Source organism: Pseudomonas syringae pv. coryli str. NCPPB 4273 (genome assembly GCF_000972175.1).
In the GTDB taxonomy this organism is placed as follows: domain Bacteria; phylum Pseudomonadota; class Gammaproteobacteria; order Pseudomonadales; family Pseudomonadaceae; genus Aquipseudomonas; species Aquipseudomonas syringae.
Genome location: NZ_AWQP01000054.1, coordinates 12,653 through 32,893, shown reverse-complemented (window position 1 = coordinate 32,893; position 20,241 = coordinate 12,653). Strand labels below are relative to the sequence as shown.

Below are 20,241 nucleotides of genomic sequence, written 5' to 3'. Positions count from 1 at the left end.
GCTATCATAGACCCCGACAGTGCCGTAACAGGCATCAATAACTTCGATAACAAGGGATGCCCCCATGCCCCATAAATTCCTGCCGTGGCTGGCGATTGCCAGTGCCATGAGCGCATTTACCCTGCAGGCCCAAGCCATGCCCGATACTGAATTGCTGATAGGTTCCTACACGCAAGGCAAGAGTGAAGGGATCTATCGTTTTGCCTTCGACAGCAAAACCGGGATGATCGATGCCAAGCCGTTGCAAGTGGTCAAGGCCGAAAACCCGTCGTGGCTGACCGTCTCCAGAGACCAGCGCTATCTGTTCGCGGTCAATGAAAACGGCCCTGGACAAAAAGACGCGGTCGGTAAGGTCAGCAGCTTCGCGATCGACCCGAAAACCCGTCAGATCACGCCGATCAATCAGGTTCAAAGCCGCGGTGAAGAACCGACGCACTCCAGCCTGAGCTACGACGGCCGCTACCTGTTCGTGGCCAACTACGCCGTAAACCCTGACCCGGGCGGCGCGCTGACCGTGGTGCCGGTGGGTAAGGACGGCACGTTGAGCGAAGCCGTTCAGGTGCTGCCGCTGGGTCCTGGAAGCAAGGTCAACAGTGAGCGGCAGATGTCGTCGCATGTGCACCTGGCCGTGCCGACCCCGGATGACAAGTACGTGGTGACTGCCGACCTGGGCGCTGACAAGCTGTTCGTGTATCACTACGACGCAAGCCAGGCCAAGCCGTTGCAGCCAGCCAAGGTGCCGTTCGTGCAGTTGCCGGGCGGTTCCGGACCCCGTCATACCCTCTTCAGTGGCGATGGCAAACATGCCTGGCTGGTACTGGAGATGACGGCTCAGGTGGCGGTGTTCGACTACCATGACGGCGCCTTCAAGCAGACCCAACTGGTCGACATGAAGAACAAGGGCGTGGACGAGAAAAACGGTGGTGGCGCCTTGCACACTTCACCGGATGGCAAGTTTCTGTACGTGACCAATCGGGGTGACGCGAATCAGGTTGTGGTGTTCCGCATTGATCAGGCCAGCGGCAAGCTTGAAGAAATTCAGCGTCGTTCCCTGGAAGGCAAGGAACCCCGTGAGTTCGCTTTCGATCCGACCGGCCAGTTCATGCTGTTCGCCAATCAGAAGAGCAACCAGATCGTGACCGTTCGCCGTGATCCGCAGAGCGGGAAGATCGGTGAAACGGTACAGAAATTCGATGCAGACGCACCTTCTTACCTGCGTTTTCTGACTGACAAGTAAGCCGCCCCGGCTCCAGCCCTTACGATATAAGGGCTGGGGCCGTTATCATTCTTGATGATATGGGTTAGTGCTACAAAAGATTTCTGCTGAGCCACCCTCGGGCGTAAGTTTGAGTCACGGCCATAACGGTCAGGACTTCAAACCAGCGTACAGACAGACAAGAGGGGTGACCGACATGAATTTCAATCTTTTCTCCATCATCGCTGCATCTGCTATCTCGGCAAACGTCGCTCTCCCGGCCAGCGCCAGTGTCGAAGTGAACGACAAGAAAGCTCACGCCGCTCAGACCTACACTGCGACCTACACAACCAAATACCTGCAACAGAGCGCTAATTTCTACGCAGCGCTGGATCACAAACCCGCCCAGTGATTGATCAGCCGTCACGCTTTCGCGAGCATGTTCGCCCACACAGGTCCCTGCGACTTACTGCCCAATGCGTGGCAGACCATGCACGGAATGTCAGGCGAGCCTGTTCGCGAAAGCGCTGGTGGCACAACATTCAAGAGCGAACGCAGAGCGTCCAGAACGGCATTCCCACGCGGAGCGTGAGGAACGATAACCAATCTGCCGTGCCTCACGTTCCGCGTCACAGGTCTCTCAGTGCCCCACCTCGATGGTGCTCAATCCATTGCCCTGACGACGCACCTTGATCTGCACCGGGATTCGTTCGTGCATTTCCTGGACGTGGGAAATTACGCCGACCTTGCGACCCTGCGCCTGCAGGCCGTCGAGGGCGTCCATCGCCAGTTGCAGTGACTCCGGGTCGAGGCTGCCGAAGCCTTCGTCGATGAACAGTGACTCGATGCGCAAGGTGCTGGATGCCATCGAAGCGAGGCCCAGCGCCAGTGCCAGCGAGACAAGGAAGGTTTCCCCGCCGGACAGCGAGTGAACCGAGCGCAGTTCGTCGCCCATTTCCGTGTCCATGACCAGCAGGCCGAGCATGCTGCCGCCGCGTTTCAGGCGGTAACGGCGCACCAGTTGCCTGAGCTGCGCATTGGCGTGGTGGACCAGCAGATCCAGGTTGTAGGCCTGGGCGATTTTGCGAAACCTGTCGCCTTCTGCCGAGCCGATCAACGACGCCAGACGTGCCCAGCGCAGGTATTCGCTGTTGGCATCGGCGATGCGCGCCTGCAGTTCGCTGTTGGCGTTGCGGCGACGCTGATCTTCACTGAGCTCGGCACGCAAGTCGGCGCAGTGCTGCTCACTGAGCGCCGACTGTTCATGGGCCTGCTGCAGCGCTGCTTCCAGTTGCGCACTGTCGGTCAGATCACTGTGTTGCGCCTGATGCTGTTGCAGGCGCTGATCGCGTTCCAGCTGCAACACTTTTGCCTGTTCCAGCGCCTTGTCGGTGCTGCTCAATTGCACACGCAGTTGCTCGACATGCGCATCGTCGTAGGTCAACAACGTATCCAGCGCGCTGTCGTCGAGCTGCGGATGCTGAGCGCGCCATTCGCTGATCTGTACATCAAGTTCAGCCAGTTCCTGTTGCAGGGCCTGCTGCTGTTGCTGTCCGGACTTAAGTTCGGCAGCCAGTTGAATCAGCTGATTGTGGATGTCCTGCAGCGCCTGCGCCGCCAGACTTTCCGCCTGTCTGGCCTGCTCGATGGTTTGCTCCAGCGCCTGCTGCCATTGCTCTGCGCTGGCGTGGTCGCCCAGCAGACCGGCAAGTGTCTGCTGACTGTTCTGCCGTTGCTCGCCGAGCCGGGTGACTTCCTGCGCCAGTTCGGTCTGGCGGTGCACGCGAGTCTGCTGCTCGACCTGCTGCTTCTCGATCTTCTGCTGGCGCTCGGTTTGCTCCTGCTGCTCTTCGTGTTGCTGCTCCAGTTGATCGAGACGCTGGGTCACCTGCTGTTCGAGCTGCAGCACGGTCGCTGATGCATCACTGCGCAGCCCTTCAAGCACCTGGGGCGATACCAGCGGCGTAAATGCCGTCAGTTCTTCTTCCAGTCGCTGCCCGTCGGCCTCCAGTTGCTTGAGCTGCTCGGCAACATGACCCGCAGCGGTCTGGCTGGCTTCGGTCGCCGCCTGAAGCTGCTGCTGCAGGCGCGCAGCGTCTTTTTGCAGGGTCAGCAAGGCTTGCTGACGTTGCTCGTCACGGCTGATGACTTCGCTCAGTTGACTCAATTGCTGGCTCAACCAGCCGTCGCGCTTGTCGGCGTCGCGGTCGAGCAATTGCGCGGCGAGAGGATGTGACTCCAGGTCCGGTGCCAAAGCCTGATGGCGCGCGGTGAGCTGCTCATACTGGCGCAGCAGCTCTTTCTGCCGGGCGATCACGCCGCCGACCTGTTCACGCAATTGATTGCGTTGCTCGGTGAGCAGGTCCACGGCTTTCTGCGCGCTGGCCTGCTCGTTGTCGTCGTGTTGTGTGAGGCTTTCGAGCAGCGCCTCCGGTTGATGCCAGGGGTGTTCGATGCTGCCGCAGACCGGGCAGGGCTGGTCGTCCTGCAACTGCACGCGCAACTCCTCGACACTGGCGCTGCGGGCCAGGCGTTGGCGCTCCAGCAGTTGCCGGGTGACGGTCAGGGTCTGTTCGGCGACGGTCAGTTCATCACGAACGCGAAGGCCTTCGCTGTTGAGCTGTTCGCGTTGCTGCTGGGCGCTCTGCTGTTGCTGGGTGAGGTCGGCAAGCTGGCGGTCGACGTCCTGCTGACTGGCCCACAGACGGGCCAGTTCCTCGAAGGCACGCTGCTGTTTGCGGTTGTCCTGCAACAGGCTGCCGAGAATCTGCACCTGCTCGGTCACTGCCTCCACTTCGCAATCGGCTTCGCGGTACAGCAACTCCAGCGCGCTGCGTTGCTCGGTCAACTGCTGATCGGCATTGCTGGCACGTTGCTGCAGCGCAGGCAGCTCACTGTGGCCGTGCTTGAGACGATTGGCGATCAGCGTGAGGGATTTCAGGCGGTCACGCCACGCATTCCAGGCCTGAGCCAGCGGCGCCAGTTCGTTGCTGTGCTGCAGTTGCCCGGCAATACGCTCAAGACGTTGCGCTACCTGCTGTTGCTGATCGAGCAGGGTTTGCAGGCTGGTCTGGCCCTGGATGCAGAGCTGCTCGCTTTGCTGGTGCAGGTCTGACGCCTTGGCCAGTTCCTGGGCCAGGTGATTGAGGGTGTTCTGCGCTTCGAAAGCCTGCAGCAACAGCGGTTTGGCGCTGCTGTGCGCTTGCTGGGCGTCCAGCAGGCTGGTCTGCGCCTGAGTACGGCGGCTTTCCAGCTGTTGCTGCTGGTCGTGCAGCGAGGTCTGCTGTTGTTGATGCTGGCGAATCTGTTCAGCCAGCGGATCAAGCTGAGCATTCAGCGTGACCCGACGCGCGAAGCGATGACGCTGCGGGCCCAGGCGTTCCAGCTGGCCGAGGGTCTGGCGTGCACCGCTGTGCTCGTCCCAGGCCTGTTGCGCACTGTTCAGGGCTTCCTGGGCAGCGAGCTGTTCGTCACGCAGACGGTTCAGCTCGGTCAGCCACTGCTGTTTGATTTCCAGTTGCCGTTGCTGTGTCTGATGAGCCTTGAGCTGCTGCTGCGCGTCGCTCAGGCGTTGTTCCAGTTCAGCCAGCAGATCCGGGGCCAGCGGGATGATGTTGCTGGCCTGCGCGGTCAGGGTTTTCAGGGCGTCTTCGGCTTCCTTGCTTTTGCTGTAGGCGCGCCGACCAAGCTGGCTGTAGATCGCGGTGTTGGTGAGCTTTTCCAGCAGTTCGCTGCGTTCCTTGTCATCTGCCTTGAGGAACGCGCTGAACTCGCTCTGGGCAAGCATCACGGCGCGGGTGAACTGTTCGAAGTTCAGGCCCAGGCGGTTTTCGATCAACTGCTCGAATTCGCGTTTGCTCTGGTTGCTGAGGATTTGCTCGCTGTCCAGATCGGTGAGGGTCTGGCGGCTGGCCTGCAGCTTTTTGCTGGCGTTGTCGCGCGCGCGATTGGTTTCCCAGCGCGCGCGATAACGCCGCTGATCGATGCCGATGAAGTCCACCTCGGCGTAACCGCTGCCCGTGCCACGGCGCAGCAGGGTACGCGGGTCGCTGGTGGTGATGTCGCCGTCGATGTCCGGGACCTTGGACTGGCCGATATTGCTCAGCCGCGGAATCGCCCCGAACAGCGCCAGGCACAGGGCATCGAGCAGTGTGCTTTTGCCCGCGCCGGTTGGGCCGGTGATGGCAAACAGTCCGGCGCTGGCCAGTGGCTCGGCAGTGAAATCGATTTCAAAGGGGCCGGCCAGCGAGGCCAGGTTTTTCAGGCGAATGGCGAGGATTTTCATGGTTGCTCGCTCTCCTGCTGGACTTCACGCAGCAGCGTGGCGAAATCGGTCAGCGTCTGTTCGTCGACCTCGCTGCCGAAGTTGTCCTGCCAGGCACGGCTGAACAGTTCCTGAGGCGTGAGCTGGTCCAGCTCAATCAGCGTGGCGTCACCCTCGCTGCCGTCCGCGCTGCCCTTGCCGGCGTATTCGGCACCGATGCGCACCAGCCGCACGGCCTTGCCCTGTAGGGCGTTTTCGATCTGGTTGCGCAGGTCCGGCTGGGGTTCCTCCAGACGCACGCGCACTTCCAGCCACGGCTGGCGGTCCGGGTCGGCAAGCAGGTCGATATCCGGCAACGCCTTGAGCTGCACCAGCAGGTCGGCCAGCGGCGCAGGCCCGAGGCGTTGCAGGTTGACGGCGCGAGGGATCAGCAACGGCTCGACACTGGTCAGCGTCTCGCCGTCGCAATTGATTTCCAGAATCTGATGCTGATAGCTGATTTCCGAAAAGGACAGCGGGATCGGCGAGCCGCTGTAGCGAATGCGCTCTTCGCCGTTGACCCGCTGCGGTTTATGCAGGTGGCCCAGCGCAACATAGGTGATGCTCGGCCCGAACAGGCTGGCCGGCAGGGCTTCGGCGTTGCCGATGATCAGGCTGCGCTCGGAGTCTTCCGAGACCGAGCCACCTGCCATGTGGGCGTGACTGATGGCGATCAATGCCTGACCGGGCTGGCGCTTGAGGTCAGCCGCCGCGATCAGTAGCTCATGCACCCGGCCGATGCCACGCAGGTAGTCATCGCCCAGGGTCGGGCCGGTGACCTCGGCGGGACGCAGAAAGGGCAGCGCCAGGCACCAGGCCTTGATGTCGCCATTGGCGTCTGGCAATGGCAACAGCAGGCGTTCGGCATCCAGCACACCGTCGTCCAGCCACATCACCCTGCCCAGCGCGTGGGTACGCAAGCGGCGCATCAGCGGGGCGGGAAGTTCGATACGCGAGCCGGAGTCGTGGTTGCCGGCGATCATCACGATGGTCAGCAAGGGTTGCTGTTCGTGGGCGTTGACGATGAAGTCGTACAGGCGCTCCTGCGCTTTGACCGGCGGGTTGACGGTGTCGAAGATGTCGCCCGCGATCAACAGTACATCCGGTTTACGGTCGGCCAGACGGGCGAGCAGCCAGGTCAGAAAGCAGGCGTGTTCGAAATCCCGCTCCTGGCCGTGCAGGTTCTGACCCAGGTGCCAGTCAGAGGTGTGAAACAGACGCATTGGTTTACCTTGTCGTATAGGGGTGTTGCCTGAGCTGCATCCTTATTTGGGATACAGCGGCGGCAACCCGGCATCACCTGCCGGGTCCTGAATATGTTCGGCGGCGGGCAGTTTGCGCACCGCGCGCCAGAGGTCCTCGCCCAGCCACAGCTTGCCGGTTTCGCTGTACAGCGCACCGTTGAGACCGTCCAGAGCATCGGACAGCGGCACGAAGCGCGCGGCCATTTCAGCCAGGGTTTCCGGCTGCTGACGTGCCCAGGCGTCGAGCGCCTGACGGGTGCCCTGCGGGTCGTTGGCCAGGCAGGCGCGTTTGAGGTCATCGAGTACGGTACGCGGGCTGGGCCCGGTCTGCACGGCCCGGGCGATTGCCGGCTGTCCACGGGCGCGCCACCACAGGCCGAAACCGAGCAGGGTGGTGCAGACCAGCAGCAATGTGCTCATCTGCCACGGCCAGACTGGCGGGCCGATTACGGTCACGCCGTTTGTGTCGTTGTTCACCGGCGTGTCCACCGCCAGACCCGGGTTGACGCTGATCTGCAGGGTGCGCGCGGGCAGGCTGCTGTGCTCCAGATGATCTTCGCGGGTATTCCACCAGGTCACTTCAACCGCAGGCAGGTCGATTGCGCCGGCGCGGGTGGGCACCAGGGCTTCGCGTTCTTCGCGCGTGCCGATCAGGCCGCGTTCGCTGGGCAGGTTGCGCAGTTGTGGCTGATCCGGGTAACGCCGCAGGCCGGGTACTTCTGTGGGCGGCAAGGGTGGCAGCTGCGCGCCGGCCAGCCCTTCGGCCTTGAGCGTCAGGGTGCGGGTCAGCGAATCGCCGACCTGCGTAGTGCCGGGCTCCGGGCTCCAGTTTTCTTCCAGATTGATACTGCGTGCCGGCAACCAGGCGACATCGGCCGGGTAGTCGGCAGGCTTGGGCTTGACGGTCAACGACACTTCGGCAGATTTGACCCGTACCGCTCGGCCCGGCTGCGGGCCGAACGGATTGGCGTCCTGGGCTTGCGAACCCTCGGCAGGCGTCTGCACCAGCGTGGCACTGAACACTTGCGCCGGTATCTTCAGCACGCCGCTCTGCTGCGGGTAGATCGCGTAGCGTGTCTCGATCACCCCATGGCGCACGCCGTTGATCAGCTTTTCGTAGGTGCGCGAATCACCCAGTTTTTCGACCCGCGCGTCCGGCACTTGCAGCGGGCTCAGGCTACTGTCGTCGAACAGTGACACCGAATGGTAAACGCGCAGAGTCAGCACGGCCTGGGCCTGAACATACACGCTGTCCTGATCCAGGCTCGCTTCGATGAAGATCGATGCCAGATGGTTGCCCGGCTCCTGGGGCTCGCTCTGCAGGACCTGCAGGGTCAGCGGCTGGCTTTTCAGCTCGCCCAGTTGCAGCGACGGAATCAACACGCTTCCGGTCTCGCGGGGCAACAGGGTCACGATCCAGCGCGTCGTGGCCTGGCTGCTGCCATCCAGAGTTTTCAGGCTGTTGAGCTGACGCGTGTCGCGCACCTCGAAACTGCTTTCCAGCGCGCTCATGTCGGGCTTGCCGAACTGCGTCACATCGTCGGTTTCCAGCGTCAGCTCGACGGTTTCCCCGGCGTTCAGGCGCGTGCGGTCAACGCTGGCGGTCAGTTGCGCAGCCTGCAGTGACAAGGTGATCAGGCTCAGCAACAGGCCGATCAATAAGGTGTACACGCGACTCATCGGGTCTTTTCCTGATGTTGCTGTTCGTAGCGAAATTTGCGCCGCAACAGTTCGCCCGGGTCATCCGGAATCTGCCTCAGCCATTGCTCCAGTTCCTGACGCCGCTCGCCGGTCATGGGGCTGTCGGCGGACTGTAGCGCAGGGCGGGTGGTCTGTTCGTCGTCGGTCGACTCGCCCGAGGTGGCCTGGCCGCTGTTGTCCGGCGGCAGGCTTTCGCTGGTGCCGGGTTGATCCGATCGGGACGGGTTCTGCTCGGCGGGCGATGCGCTGCTATTGGGGTCTTGCGACGCCTGCTGACCTTCTTCGCCCTGATCGGCCTTGTTCTGTTCATCCTGGGGTGGCTTCTGCTCATTGGCCTGATCCAGCAGGCTTTGCACCAGCGCCCGATTGGTTTGCGCCGCAGGGAAGTCGGGCTGTCGGTCCAGGGCCTGCTCGTAGGCATCCAGTGCCGCTGCCAGCTCGCCGCTGCGGGCCAGCGCATTGCCACGATTGTAGTGGTCGGCGGCGCTGTTGCCTTCGGCGAACTGCCGGGCGGCGCTGGCGTAGTCTTGCGCCTGGTACAACGCCACGCCTTTCCAGCGCGAGTCTTCGAAGCGCTGCGCTGCCTCGGCTGGACGATGCTGTTCCAGCAGTCGCTGGCCCTGTTGATCGGGACGCAGCCACAGGTCCTGAAACTCGAACGCCTGGCTGTTCTGCGGGAACATGAACATCAGCGGCAGGCAGAACAGCCAGCCGCGCCGGCCGGTCAGTGCCGCGATCAGCAACAGCGGCAGCAGCAACCAGTGGCCCTGGTCAGCCCAGGTGTCGAGTTGCACGACCTGGCCGTCGCGGGTCATGTGTCGGGGGCTGGCCAGCAGACCGAGGCTGCGCAAGTCTTCTTCATCGCCGCGTGCCTGACGATAGCTGCCACCGACCTGATCGGCGAAGTCGTTGAGGCTGGCGCTGTCCAGACGCGGCACCAGAATCGCACCCTGATCGTCCTTGAGCAGGCTGCCGTTTTCCTGCGTGACCGGCGCGCCTTCGGCTGTGCCGACCCCGAGAATCAATAGCGGCGGCGATTTTCCGCGCAATGCGGCGCGGATGCCCTGACGTTCCTGTTCGCTCAGCGACGAGGTGATCAACAGTATCCGCCCCTGACCCAATGCGCCCTGTTTGAGCAGGTGCAGCGCTTTCTGCACGGCCAGATCGGCGCGCTGGCCGGTCACCGGCATGATCGACGGTCTGATGGCTTCCAGCAGGTTGTGGCTGGTGACCAGATCATCGGACAGCGGCACCAGCGTGTGTGCGCTGCCTGCATAGACAACGATGGCGGTCTGCGCATCGCTGCGTTTTTGCAACAGGTCCAGCAGCTTGCGTCTGGCCTGTTCCAGACGGGTAGGGGGCGTGTCGGTGGCGAGCATCTGCGGAGTGAGTTCGAGAATTACCACCAACGGATCGACCGGTTTCTGGCTGATCTGTTCGACGCGCTGCCAACTGGGGCCCAGCAAGGCGAAAAGGGCCAGTAACCAGGCGAGCCCCAGCGCGACCCATGGCAGTTTGCTGTTGCTGCCGCGCCCACCGTTGAGCAACACCTCGTGAAAGTGAGTGGGCAGCAGCATTTGCCAGCGTCCGGCGCGTTTCTGCCGGTGCCAGAGTCGCCAGATCAGCAGCGCCAGCAAGGGCGTGATCAGCAGCCATTCCGGGCGAAACCAGTGCGGCCAGAGCCCGCTGATCATCGCGACCTCCACAGGCTTTTGCAGCGCTCACGCCAGTTGATGGAACGCAGCACCGCCAGTAGGCGTTGCAGTGCGTTGTTCGGCCACAACTCACGCAGCACCAGCAGCACACTCAATAGCAGCGCTGTCGCCAGTGGCCATTGATAAAGTGCTTGCGCCGGGCGCGCCTGGGTGGGCTGCTGTGCAACCGGCTCCAGGGCATCGAGGGTGGCGCGGATTTTTTCCAGCTGGTCGCCATCGCGCGCGCGGAAATACTGGCCACCGCTTAGGCTGGCGATTTCCTTGAGCGTCGGTTCGTCCAGATCAAGGCTGGGGTTGAGGCCCAGCACGCTTTGCAGCGCGTCCTTGTCCGGGTCCGAGCCGATGCCGATGGGGTAGATTTTCACGCCTTCTTCGGCAGCCAGCCGTGCGGCGGTAATCGGATCGATCTGTCCGGCGTTGTTGGCGCCATCGGTGACCAGCACCAGCGCACGACTGGTGGCCGGACGCATACGCAGACGTTTCAGGGCCAGGCCGATCGCATCGCCCAGTGCGGTGTTCTTGCCGGCAATGCCTATCCTCGCCTCGTCGAGCCAGACCCGCACGGTGCGGCGGTCATAGGTCAGTGGCGCCTGGACAAACGCCTGGGTGCCGAACAGGATCAGGCCGACTCTGTCACCCTTGCGGCCTTCGAGAAAGTCACCGAGCAGTTGTTGCACCAGCACCAGCCGGCTGACTTCATCGCTTTTCCATTGCATGTCCGGGTAGTCCATCGAACCGGACACGTCGACCGCCACCAGCAGGTCGCGGCCACTGGCAGCCACCGGCAGTGGCTCGCCCAGCCATTGCGGTCGCGCTGTGGCGATCAGCAGCAACAGCCAGATCAACAGAAACGGCGCACGCTGTCTCCAGACCGGCAAGTTGGCTTTGGCGCGGCGACCGCTCAGGCCTTCGAGTTCACTGAGAAAGCTGACCTTGAGCGCCGGCTCGCCGCTGTCGGCCATGGGCAGCAGGGCGCGCATCAGCCATGGCAATGGCAGCAGGGCGAAGACCCACGGCCAGGCGAACTCAAACATGTTTGCGGATCCAGGTATCGACCGCCTGAGTCAGGCCGGTGATGGCCTTGTCGTCCAGTTTGCACTCGGGCTTGTACGCGCCTTCGACCAGGATCATCCAGCGCGTCAGACCGGCAGCCGGGCAGCGGTTGTCGAGGAACGCCAGCCATTTGCGGCCGTTGAGGGTGTGGCTCTGGCTGTGCGGGTAATGATTACGGCACAGGCGTTTGAGCAGGCCGTTGATCTGCTGCAGCCAGGCACCTGCCGGCGCGCCGTCGTAGGGTTTCGGCAGGCTGGCCAGTTCCGCCAGCGCGGCGAGGCGAACCGGGTCCAGCGGCTGTTCGCTGCGCACTTTGCGGGCCTTGACCGGCAGCAGTTTGCGCAAGCGCCACAGGCCCCAGCCTGCAACGGGGATTAGCAACAGCAGCAGCCACCAGCCCGGCGCAAGCGGCCAGAAGCCTACGGCTTCGGGCGCAATCAGCGGCTCCAGCTGATCGAGGGGATTCATTTGCGCTTCACCGGACGTCGCGCATTGAGGTATTCGCGCAGTTGTTCGACGAGCTCCGCCTGGGTGCTCAACGGCATGAGCAATACCCGCAGCTTCTGCGCCAGCAACTCCCAACGCGCCGTGCGCTCCTCGCCCTGTTGCCGATAGGCGCGGCGCAGCTCGGGGTTGAGGGTGTCGATCTCCAGTTGCGCGCCGCGTTCGGCAAAGCGCAGCAAACCGGCAGCGGGCAGGGCGCGGTCCAGCGGGTCGGACAGCGGCAGCAACAGCAGATCGCTGTGGCGTGACAGCAGGCTCAGTTGTTGTTCGGCGGCATCGGACAGGGCGCGCTCGTCGCACAGGACGATGACCAGACTGCCGGGGCGCAGCACTTCCCGTGCGCGACGCAGCGCAGTGCCGAACGCATCGCGGTCTGGCGGAATCTCGGTATGCAGCGACTGATTGACCCGCACCAGTCGGTTGAGCAACTGCAGCAGGCTTTGTTTGCTGCGTCGCGGCTTGATCTCGTAGTGTTCGTTATCGCCGAACACCAACCCGCCGACCCGGTCGTTGTGTTCCAGCGCCGCCCAGCCGATCAGCGCGGCCGCCTGAGCCGCGAGTACCGACTTGAACATCAGGCCGGAACCGAAGAAAAGCCGTCGGCTCTGTTCCACCAGAATGAAGATGGGCCGCTCGCGTTCCTCATGGAACAGCTTGGTGTGTGGCTCCTGCGTGCGTGCCGTCACGCGCCAGTCGATGCTGCGCACGTCGTCACCGGCCTGATAGACCCGCACCTGATCGAAATCCACACCACGACCGCGCAGCTTGGAATGGTGCAGGCCGATCAGCGGGCTGCGTTGGCTCGGGGTGGAAAACAGCTGCACTTCCCGCACCCGATGACGCATCTCGATCAGCTCGCTGAGGCTGACGCGGATGCCCGGCTGGGGGATCAGGTAGGGTTGCATGGGGTCAGGCGACGGCCACGACGTCGAGGATGCGCTGAATCACGCGATCCTGATCGATACCGGCAGCTTCGGCCTCGAACGACAGGATGACCCGGTGGCGCAACACGTCGAACAGCACCGCCTGAATGTCTTCGGGGCTGACGAAGTCGCGTCCGGCCAGCCAAGCGTGCGCACGGGCGCAGCGGTCCAGCGAGATGGAGCCCCGCGGGCTGGCACCGTAGGCAATCCATTCGGCCAGCTCCGGGTCGAACTTGGCCGGGGTACGGGTGGCCATGACCAGTTGCACCAGGTATTCCTCGACCGCATCGGCCATGTACAGGCCAAGGATTTCCTTGCGTGCGGCAAAGATCGCCTGCTGGCTGACGCGGCGCTCCGGCTTGGTTTCGCCATTCAGGGCTTCGCCACGCGCCTGTTGAAGGATCTTGCGTTCGACGGCGGCATCCGGGAAGCCGATCTTGACGTGCATCAGAAAACGGTCGAGCTGGGCTTCGGGCAGCGGGTAGGTGCCTTCCTGCTCGATAGGGTTCTGGGTCGCCATGACCAGAAACAGCGGCGACAGGTCGTAGGTGCTGCGCCCGACACTGACCTGCCGTTCGGCCATGGCTTCGAGCAGGGCCGACTGGACCTTGGCCGGCGCACGGTTGATTTCGTCGGCCAGCATCAGGTTGTGGAAGATCGGCCCTTGCTGGAACACGAAGCTGCCGGTTTCCGGGCGATAGATCTCCGTACCGGTGATGTCGGCAGGCAGCAGGTCGGGGGTGAATTGAATGCGGTGGAACTGGGCTTCGATGCCTTCTGCCAGCTCCTTGATGGCCTTGGTCTTGGCCAGGCCGGGAGCGCCTTCGACCAGCATGTGGCCGTCGGCAAGCAGGGCGATGAGCAGGCGTTCGATCAGCTTTTCCTGGCCAAGGATCTGCGTTGAAAGAAAAGTTCGCAGCGCAATCAGCGCTTCACGATGTTCCATCGGTGACGGTTCCTGGCAGGGTGAACAGCTGTGTCTGACGACTGCTGAGCTGGGGGCGATACTTTAATCCATCCAGGCAGCTATCGACTAACGACTCCCGCGTTTTTTATTGCATTTAGAGAAGTGCCTGTCATTTATGCGGGTATTGTCCTACATGATCCTTGGGTGTCCATGTAGGAAGGCTGGCTCTGGCTCCCGGAGGCCACGGCGTCAGAGTCGATAGAAGCTCGCCGCGTTATCCCACAGCGCCTGACGAGCGCCGCTTTCGCCCAGTGCGTCGATCAACAGTTCGATATCGTCGGGCCGGAACGGGCGGGGGGCGCGGGTCGAAGGCAGGTCGGTGCCGAACATCAGGGCATTCGGGTTGGCGGCGTGGATATCCCTCAGGGCCTCGCGCACCGGAAAGTCCACTCGCCCGAAACCACAGGCCTTGATCCGTACACCGCGCTCGGCAAGACGCAGGACCACGGGCAGCCCTTCGGTACTCAGCCCCAGGTGATCGATGCTGATGGCCGGAAGTTTGCGCAGGCGTGTTTCGATGGGCGCCAGTTCCCGCGAGTCGATGTACAGCTCGGAGTGCCAGCCTGCGCGTTCATGGACACGCACGGCCAGTGCCTCCAGCTGGTCGAGCTGCTCCGAGCCTCCGCGCTTGAGGTTAAAGCGCAAGGCGCGCACGCCTGCCGCATTCAGGGTGTCCAGCTCTGCATCGGTGACGCTGGCGGGCAATTGCGTGACACCGACGAAGCCCGGTCCCAACAGCCGCAGCGCCTGAAGCAGATAGCCCTGATCAAAGCCCTGAAAGGAACCGGACACCACCGCACCGCCCTGAACGCCCAGCGGCTGGACCGTCGCAAGGTAGTCAGCGACACCGAACGGCTCCGGCAGATAGCCGTTATTGGCGATCAGCGGGAAATGCGGGTCGATGATGTGGCAGTGGGCGTCGAAAATGCGGTTCATGACGGACTCCTGTTCGGCGAAGTGTTCACTCTGGTGCTTTTTTGATCATCAGCTGATTGTGCTGGTGTACTCACCGACGTTTTTGAGAATGATCTGTAACGTCTGGTGAACGTCCTGCAACTCGCCTGCATCGGTGGCGTGGAGGATTTCGTACTGATGGTGGCCATCGAGCTGCCTGGCGTCCTGCGCGTCGATTTCCACCAATAGGCGCTCGGCACTGAAGGTGACCTTCAGGCTGGACACGTTCAGTGACTTGTCGTCGCTGACGGTGATTTCCACTTCGTTCTCGTCCGGGAAACGGGTCAGGGAAAACAGCATGCCGTTTTCTGCGTGGCAGCAGAGCAGTGCCATGTCGTCGTATTCGTCGTCGCACGGGTTGGCGATGAGGCTGGCGGTCTTGATTTGCATGGGTGGCTCCGGGTCTGTCCAGGTAAGGCATGAGTGAATTTTGCCAGTCCCGGGCAAATAATGTCGGTCGATATTGGCACCATCGTGCGCAGTGTATCGCGACCTGATGACCGAATATGTCGCAGCCTCGTAAGCAGTGTGCGCTCAGCTCTCGTTAAGCTGCATGACGGACAAGTGGTGTACGGTGTCGGGTGCGCGTAGCGTTTTTTCACTCCGATATACAAATGTGACTACCCTGACACGGCGCGCGTTACTACTTTAGCTTTACACTCGATCAGGTGATGCCCACGCGATTGACTGCAAGGGCACCCCGGTTTCAACACCTTCTTCAAGCCTCCCCAATAAAAGCCAAAGCGGAGTACCACAGATGGCGTTCTTCACCGCAGCCAGCAAGGCCGACTTCCAGCATCAACTGCAAGCGGCACTGGCTCAGCACATCAGCGAACAGGCACTGCCACAAGTGGCGCTGTTCGCCGAGCAATTCTTCGGCATCATTTCCCTCGACGAACTCACCCAGCGGCGGCTTTCCGACCTGGCAGGCTGCACCTTGTCCGCATGGCGCCTGCTGGAGCATTTCGAACATGCTCACCCGCAGGTCCGGGTCTACAACCCCGATTACGAGCGCCACGGCTGGCAATCGACTCACACTGCCGTTGAAGTGCTGCATCATGACCTGCCGTTTCTGGTCGACTCCGTACGTACCGAGCTGAACCGCCGCGGCTACAGCATCCACACCCTGCAGACCACCGTGCTGAGCGTGCGTCGCGGGGCTGCTGGCGAATTGCTTGAGCTGCTGCCCAAGGGCACCACTGGCGACGACGTGCTGCAGGAATCGCTGATGTACCTGGAGATCGACCGCTGCGCCAACGTCAGCGAGTTGAACGTGCTGGCGCGCGAGCTGGAGCAGGTGCTTGGCGAAGTACGCGCCGCCGTTGAAGATTTCGGGCCGATGAAAGCGCGTCTGCACGAGCTGCTGGCCAGTATCGATGCCAATGAGTCCAACACCGATGTCGAGGAAAAGGCCGAGATCAAGGTCTTCCTGCAATGGCTGGTGGACAACCACTTCACCTTCCTCGGTTACGAAGAGTTCGAAGTGCGCAACAACGCCGAAGGCGGCCAGTTGGTCTACGACGAGTCGTCCTTCCTCGGGCTGACCCGACTGCTGCGCCCTGGTCTGACCCGCGAAGAACTGCACATCGAAGACTACGCGGTGAAATACCTGCAGGAACCGGTGCTGCTGTCGTTTGCCAAGGCGGCGCATCCAAGCCGCGTACACCGTCCGGCGTACCCGGATTACGTTTCGATCCGGCAGATCGACGCGTCGGGCAAGGTCATCAAGGAATGTCGTTTCATGGGCCTGTACACCTCGTCGGTGTATGGCGAGAGCGTGCGGCAGATTCCGTACATCCGTCGCAAGGTCGCCGAGGTCGAGCGTCGTTCCGGTTTCGACGCCAAGGCGCACCTGGGCAAGGAACTGGCGCAGGTGGTCGAAGTGCTGCCGCGTGACGACCTGTTCCAGACGCCAGTGGACGAGTTGTTCACCACGGTCATGTCGATCGTGCAGATTCAGGAGCGCAACAAGATTCGCGTGTTCCTGCGCAAGGACCCGTACGGGCGTTTCTGCTACTGCCTGGCCTATGTGCCGCGCGACGTGTATTCCACCGAAGTGCGCCAGAAGATTCAGCAGGTCCTGATGGACCGCCTCAAGGCCAGCGATTGCGAGTTCTGGACGTTCTTCTCTGAATCGGTGCTGGCGCGGGTGCAACTGATTCTGCGCGTGGACCCGAAGATCAACCTGGAGATCGACGTCGCCCAGCTGGAAAACGAAGTCATTCAGGCGTGCCGTTCGTGGAAGGACGACTACGCCAGTCTGGTGGTCGAAAGCTTCGGTGAAGCCCACGGCACCAACGTGCTGGCCGACTTCCCGAAAGGCTTCCCGGCCGGCTACCGCGAGCGCTTTGCGGCGCATTCGGCAGTCGTCGACATGCAGCACGTACTGAGCCTCAGCGAAGCCAATCCGCTGGTGATGAGCTTCTACCAGCCACTGGCCGGTGGCCGCCAGCAATTGCATTGCAAGCTGTATCACGCCGATACGCCGCTGGCCTTGTCCGATGTGTTGCCGATTCTGGAAAACCTTGGCCTGCGCGTGCTGGGCGAGTTCCCGTACCGCCTGCATCATGCCAACGGTCGCGAGTTCTGGATTCATGATTTCGCCTTTACTTACGGCGAAGGTCTGAACCTCGATATCCAGCAGCTCAATGACACTCTGCAGGATGCGTTCGTGCACATCGTGCGCGGCGATGCCGAAAACGATGCGTTCAACCGTCTGGTGCTCACCGCCGGCCTGCCGTGGCGCGATGTGGCGCTGCTGCGTGCCTATGCGCGCTATCTGAAGCAGATTCGTCTGGGCTTTGACCTGGGTTACATCGCCACCACGCTGAACAACCACACCGACATCGCCCGCGAGCTGACGCGTTTGTTCAAGACCCGGTTCTATCTGGCGCGCAAGCTGGGTTCCGACGATCTCGACGACAAGCAACTGCGTCTGGAACAGGCCATTCTGACTGCGCTGGACGACGTGCAGGTGCTCAACGAAGACCGCATCCTGCGTCGTTATCTGGACCTGATCAAAGCCACGCTGCGGACCAACTTCTATCAGGCCGATGCCAACGGGCAGAGCAAGAGCTATTTCAGCTTCAAGTTCAACCCGCGCCTGATTCCCGAACTGCCCAAGCCGGTGCCCAAGTTTGAAATCTTCGTTTATTCGCCGCGTGTCGAAGGCGTGCATCTGCGCTTCGGCAATGTGGCGCGTGGCGGCCTGCGCTGGTCGGATCGCGAGGAAGACTTCCGTACTGAAGTGCTGGGCCTGGTAAAAGCCCAGCAGGTGAAGAACTCGGTCATTGTGCCGGTAGGTGCCAAGGGCGGCTTTGTGCCGCGTCGCCTGCCAACCACCGGCAACCGCGACGAAGTGCAGGCCGAGGCCATCGCCTGCTACCGCATCTTCATCTCCGGGCTGCTCGACATCACCGACAACCTCAAGGAAGGCGCACTGGTGCCGCCGGTCAACGTCGTGCGTCATGACGATGATGACCCGTATCTGGTGGTGGCCGCCGACAAGGGCACGGCGACGTTCTCCGACATCGCCAACGGCATTGCCATCGACTACGGCTTCTGGCTGGGTGACGCCTTCGCTTCCGGTGGTTCTGCCGGTTACGACCACAAGAAGATGGGCATCACCGCAAAGGGCGCATGGGTGGGCGTGCAGCGTCACTTCCGCGAACGCGACATCAATGTGCAGCAGGACAGCATCAGCGTGATCGGTATCGGCGACATGGCCGGTGACGTGTTCGGCAACGGCCTGCTGATGTCTGACAAGCTGCAACTGGTCGCAGCGTTCAACCACCTGCACATCTTCATCGATCCGAATCCGGACCCGGCCACCAGCTTTGCGGAGCGTCAGCGCCTGTTCAATCTGCCGCGCTCGTCCTGGACCGACTACGACACCAGCATCATGTCCGCTGGTGGCGGGATCTTCCCGCGCAGCCTGAAAAGTATCGCCATCACCGAACAGATGAAGGCGCGCTTCGACATCAAGGCTGACAAGCTGACCCCGACCGAACTGCTGAACGCTTTGCTCAAGGCGCCGGTCGATCTGTTGTGGAACGGCGGTATCGGTACGTACGTGAAGTCCAGCGAAGAGTCGCACGCCGATGTCGGCGACAAGGCCAACGATGCGCTGCGCGTCGACGGCAACGAGCTGCGCTGCAAGGTAGTGGGTGAGGGCGGCAACCTGGGCATGACCCAGCTGGGCCGTGTCGAGTTCGGTCTCAATGGCGGCGCGACCAACACCGACTTCATCGACAACGCGGGCGGTGTGGACTGCTCCGACCACGAAGTGAACATCAAGATCCTGCTCAACGAAGTAGTGCAGGCCGGTGACATGACCGAGAAGCAGCGCAATCAGCTGCTCGAAAGCATGACCGACGAAGTCGGCCACCTGGTACTGGGCAACAACTACAAGCAGACCCAGGCGTTGTCGCTGGCAGCCCGTCGTGCTTACGAGCGGATTGCCGAATACAAGCGCCTGATGAGTGACCTGGAGGCGCGTGGCAAGCTTGATCGTGCCATCGAGTTCCTGCCGGCTGAAGAGCAGATTGCCGAGCGGATTGCGGCCAAGCAGGGCTTGAGTCGTGCCGAGCTGTCGGTGTTGATCTCGTACAGCAAGATCGACCTCAAGGAAGCGTTGCTGGAATCCCGTGTGCCGGATGATGACTATCTGGCGCGTGATATGGAAACCGCGTTCCCGCCTTCGCTGGGCGCCAAGTTTTCCACGGCCATGCGCGGCCACCGTCTGAAGCGCGAGATCGTCAGCACGCAGATCGCCAACGATCTGGTCAACCACATGGGCATCACCTTCGTGCAGCGGCTCAAAGAGTCGACCGGCATGAGCGCTGCTGCGGTGGCCGGTGCCTACGTGATCGTGCGTGACATCTTCCATCTGCCGCACTGGTTCCGTCAGATCGAGGCACTGGACTACAAGGTTTCGGCCGAAATCCAGCTGGCGCTGATGGACGAGCTGATGCGTCTGGGGCGTCGTGCCACACGCTGGTTCCTGCGTAGCCGTCGCAATGAGCTGGACGCCGGTCGTGACGTGGCACACTTTGGTCCGCACCTCGCTGCACTGGGCCTCAAGCTTGACGAGCTGCTGGAAGGTCCGACCCGCGAGATCTGGCAAACGCGTTATCAGGCCTATGTCGAAGCCGGTGTGCCGGAACTGCTGGCGCGCATGGTCGCCGGTACGACGCATCTGTATACGTTGTTGCCGATCATCGAAGCCTCCGATGTGACCGGGCAGAACGCTGCCGACGTTGCCAAGGCGTACTTCGCCGTCGGCAGCGCGCTGGACATTACCTGGTACTTGCAGCAGATCAGCAGTCTGCCGGTGGAAAACAACTGGCAGGCGCTGGCGCGTGAAGCGTTCCGTGACGATGTCGACTGGCAACAGCGGGCAATCACCGTGTCGGTTCTGCAGATGGCCGACGGTCCTTCGGAAATCGACGCGCGTCTGGCCCTGTGGCTGGAGCAGCACACACTGATGGTCGAGCGCTGGCGTGCCATGCTGGTCGAGCTGCGTGCGGCAAGCGGCACGGATTACGCGATGTACGCCGTTGCCAACCGCGAACTGCTGGACCTGGCCATGAGCGGGCAGGGCATCACGGTCTGATCCGCTTGTAACAGGTTGACCCATAAAAAAACCGCATCGAGAGATGCGGTTTTTTTGTGGTGCGCCAA

Annotated in this window: 13 protein-coding genes; 3 read left to right on the top strand and 10 right to left on the bottom strand. The window is 62.2% G+C overall.

Translation table 11 applies throughout. The features are described 5' to 3' along the window. Positions 1-64 precede the first annotated feature (64 nt). Together P406_RS21070 and P406_RS21065 are read left to right on the top strand one after the other, a co-directional pair. Positions 65-1,237: a lactonase family protein gene (locus P406_RS21070; protein WP_003423190.1), complete on the top strand. Its 1,173-nt coding sequence runs from the start codon at positions 65-67 to the stop codon at positions 1,235-1,237. Between the two features lie 175 nt (positions 1,238-1,412). Next, entirely contained in the window at positions 1,413-1,607 is a 195-nt protein-coding gene (locus tag P406_RS21065) for a hypothetical protein (protein ID WP_046237273.1), read from the top strand. A 228-nt stretch (positions 1,608-1,835) separates the two neighbouring features. Here the strand turns inward: P406_RS21065 and P406_RS21060 are convergent, their stop codons facing one another. The 10 genes from P406_RS21060 to P406_RS21015 form a co-directional block, all read right to left on the bottom strand. Next, the gene (locus tag P406_RS21060; RefSeq protein WP_046237272.1) at positions 1,836-5,480 is read right to left on the bottom strand and encodes an AAA family ATPase; all 3,645 of its coding nucleotides are present in this window, start codon (positions 5,478-5,480) and stop codon (positions 1,836-1,838) included. Beyond that, positions 5,477-6,721 carry an exonuclease SbcCD subunit D C-terminal domain-containing protein gene (locus tag P406_RS21055; RefSeq protein ID WP_046237271.1) on the bottom strand — a complete coding sequence of 415 codons (1,245 nt, stop codon included), beginning with the start codon at positions 6,719-6,721 and terminating at the stop codon, positions 5,477-5,479. Before P406_RS21055 ends, P406_RS21060 begins: the two co-directional genes overlap by 4 nt. Positions 6,722-6,763: 42 nt before the next feature. After that, complete coding sequence (locus tag P406_RS21050; RefSeq protein WP_046237270.1) at positions 6,764-8,422, bottom strand: BatD family protein; 1,659 nt, start codon at positions 8,420-8,422, stop codon at positions 6,764-6,766. Further along, complete coding sequence (locus P406_RS21045; RefSeq protein ID WP_046237269.1) at positions 8,419-10,137, bottom strand: VWA domain-containing protein; 1,719 nt, start codon at positions 10,135-10,137, stop codon at positions 8,419-8,421. The genes P406_RS21050 and P406_RS21045 overlap by 4 nt, the downstream gene beginning before the upstream one ends. Next, positions 10,134-11,192: a vWA domain-containing protein gene (locus tag P406_RS21040; RefSeq protein ID WP_046237268.1), complete on the bottom strand. Its 1,059-nt coding sequence runs from the start codon at positions 11,190-11,192 to the stop codon at positions 10,134-10,136. Before P406_RS21040 ends, P406_RS21045 begins: the two co-directional genes overlap by 4 nt. After that, complete coding sequence (locus tag P406_RS21035; RefSeq protein ID WP_003415732.1) at positions 11,185-11,679, bottom strand: DUF4381 domain-containing protein; 495 nt, start codon at positions 11,677-11,679, stop codon at positions 11,185-11,187. Before P406_RS21035 ends, P406_RS21040 begins: the two co-directional genes overlap by 8 nt. After that, complete coding sequence (locus P406_RS21030; RefSeq protein WP_003318876.1) at positions 11,676-12,620, bottom strand: DUF58 domain-containing protein; 945 nt, start codon at positions 12,618-12,620, stop codon at positions 11,676-11,678. Before P406_RS21030 ends, P406_RS21035 begins: the two co-directional genes overlap by 4 nt. Positions 12,621-12,624: 4 nt before the next feature. Then, positions 12,625-13,584 (bottom strand): AAA family ATPase, encoded by a 960-nt coding sequence (locus tag P406_RS21025; RefSeq protein ID WP_046237267.1) that lies wholly within the window; start codon positions 13,582-13,584, stop codon positions 12,625-12,627. Between the two features lie 210 nt (positions 13,585-13,794). Next, positions 13,795-14,541: an amidohydrolase family protein gene (locus P406_RS21020; RefSeq protein WP_046237266.1), complete on the bottom strand. Its 747-nt coding sequence runs from the start codon at positions 14,539-14,541 to the stop codon at positions 13,795-13,797. A gap of 48 nt (positions 14,542-14,589) precedes the next feature. Beyond that, a complete protein-coding gene (locus P406_RS21015; RefSeq protein WP_003415734.1) occupies positions 14,590-14,949 on the bottom strand; it encodes a hypothetical protein in 360 nt (119 codons plus the stop codon). A gap of 367 nt (positions 14,950-15,316) precedes the next feature. On the opposite strand from P406_RS21015, the gene P406_RS21010 reads away from it, so the two are divergent. Continuing rightward, the gene (locus P406_RS21010) at positions 15,317-20,173 is read left to right on the top strand and encodes an NAD-glutamate dehydrogenase (RefSeq protein WP_046237265.1); all 4,857 of its coding nucleotides are present in this window, start codon (positions 15,317-15,319) and stop codon (positions 20,171-20,173) included. Positions 20,174-20,241: the final 68 nt, after the last annotated feature.

Excerpts from the sequence above, each read along its gene's own strand:
- P406_RS21070 (WP_003423190.1), top strand. The coding sequence starts at position 65 with ATGCCCCATAAATTCCTGCCGTGGCTGGCGATTGCCAGTGCCATGAGC.
- P406_RS21065 (WP_046237273.1), top strand. The coding sequence starts at position 1,413 with ATGAATTTCAATCTTTTCTCCATCATCGCTGCATCTGCTATCTCGGCA.
- P406_RS21060 (WP_046237272.1), bottom strand. The coding sequence starts at position 5,480 with ATGAAAATCCTCGCCATTCGCCTGAAAAACCTGGCCTCGCTGGCCGGC.
- P406_RS21055 (WP_046237271.1), bottom strand. The coding sequence starts at position 6,721 with ATGCGTCTGTTTCACACCTCTGACTGGCACCTGGGTCAGAACCTGCAC.
- P406_RS21050 (WP_046237270.1), bottom strand. The coding sequence starts at position 8,422 with ATGAGTCGCGTGTACACCTTATTGATCGGCCTGTTGCTGAGCCTGATC.
- P406_RS21045 (WP_046237269.1), bottom strand. The coding sequence starts at position 10,137 with ATGATCAGCGGGCTCTGGCCGCACTGGTTTCGCCCGGAATGGCTGCTG.
- P406_RS21040 (WP_046237268.1), bottom strand. The coding sequence starts at position 11,192 with ATGTTTGAGTTCGCCTGGCCGTGGGTCTTCGCCCTGCTGCCATTGCCA.
- P406_RS21035 (WP_003415732.1), bottom strand. The coding sequence starts at position 11,679 with ATGAATCCCCTCGATCAGCTGGAGCCGCTGATTGCGCCCGAAGCCGTA.
- P406_RS21030 (WP_003318876.1), bottom strand. The coding sequence starts at position 12,620 with ATGCAACCCTACCTGATCCCCCAGCCGGGCATCCGCGTCAGCCTCAGC.
- P406_RS21025 (WP_046237267.1), bottom strand. The coding sequence starts at position 13,584 with ATGGAACATCGTGAAGCGCTGATTGCGCTGCGAACTTTTCTTTCAACG.
- P406_RS21020 (WP_046237266.1), bottom strand. The coding sequence starts at position 14,541 with ATGAACCGCATTTTCGACGCCCACTGCCACATCATCGACCCGCATTTC.
- P406_RS21015 (WP_003415734.1), bottom strand. The coding sequence starts at position 14,949 with ATGCAAATCAAGACCGCCAGCCTCATCGCCAACCCGTGCGACGACGAA.
- P406_RS21010 (WP_046237265.1), top strand. The coding sequence starts at position 15,317 with ATGGCGTTCTTCACCGCAGCCAGCAAGGCCGACTTCCAGCATCAACTG.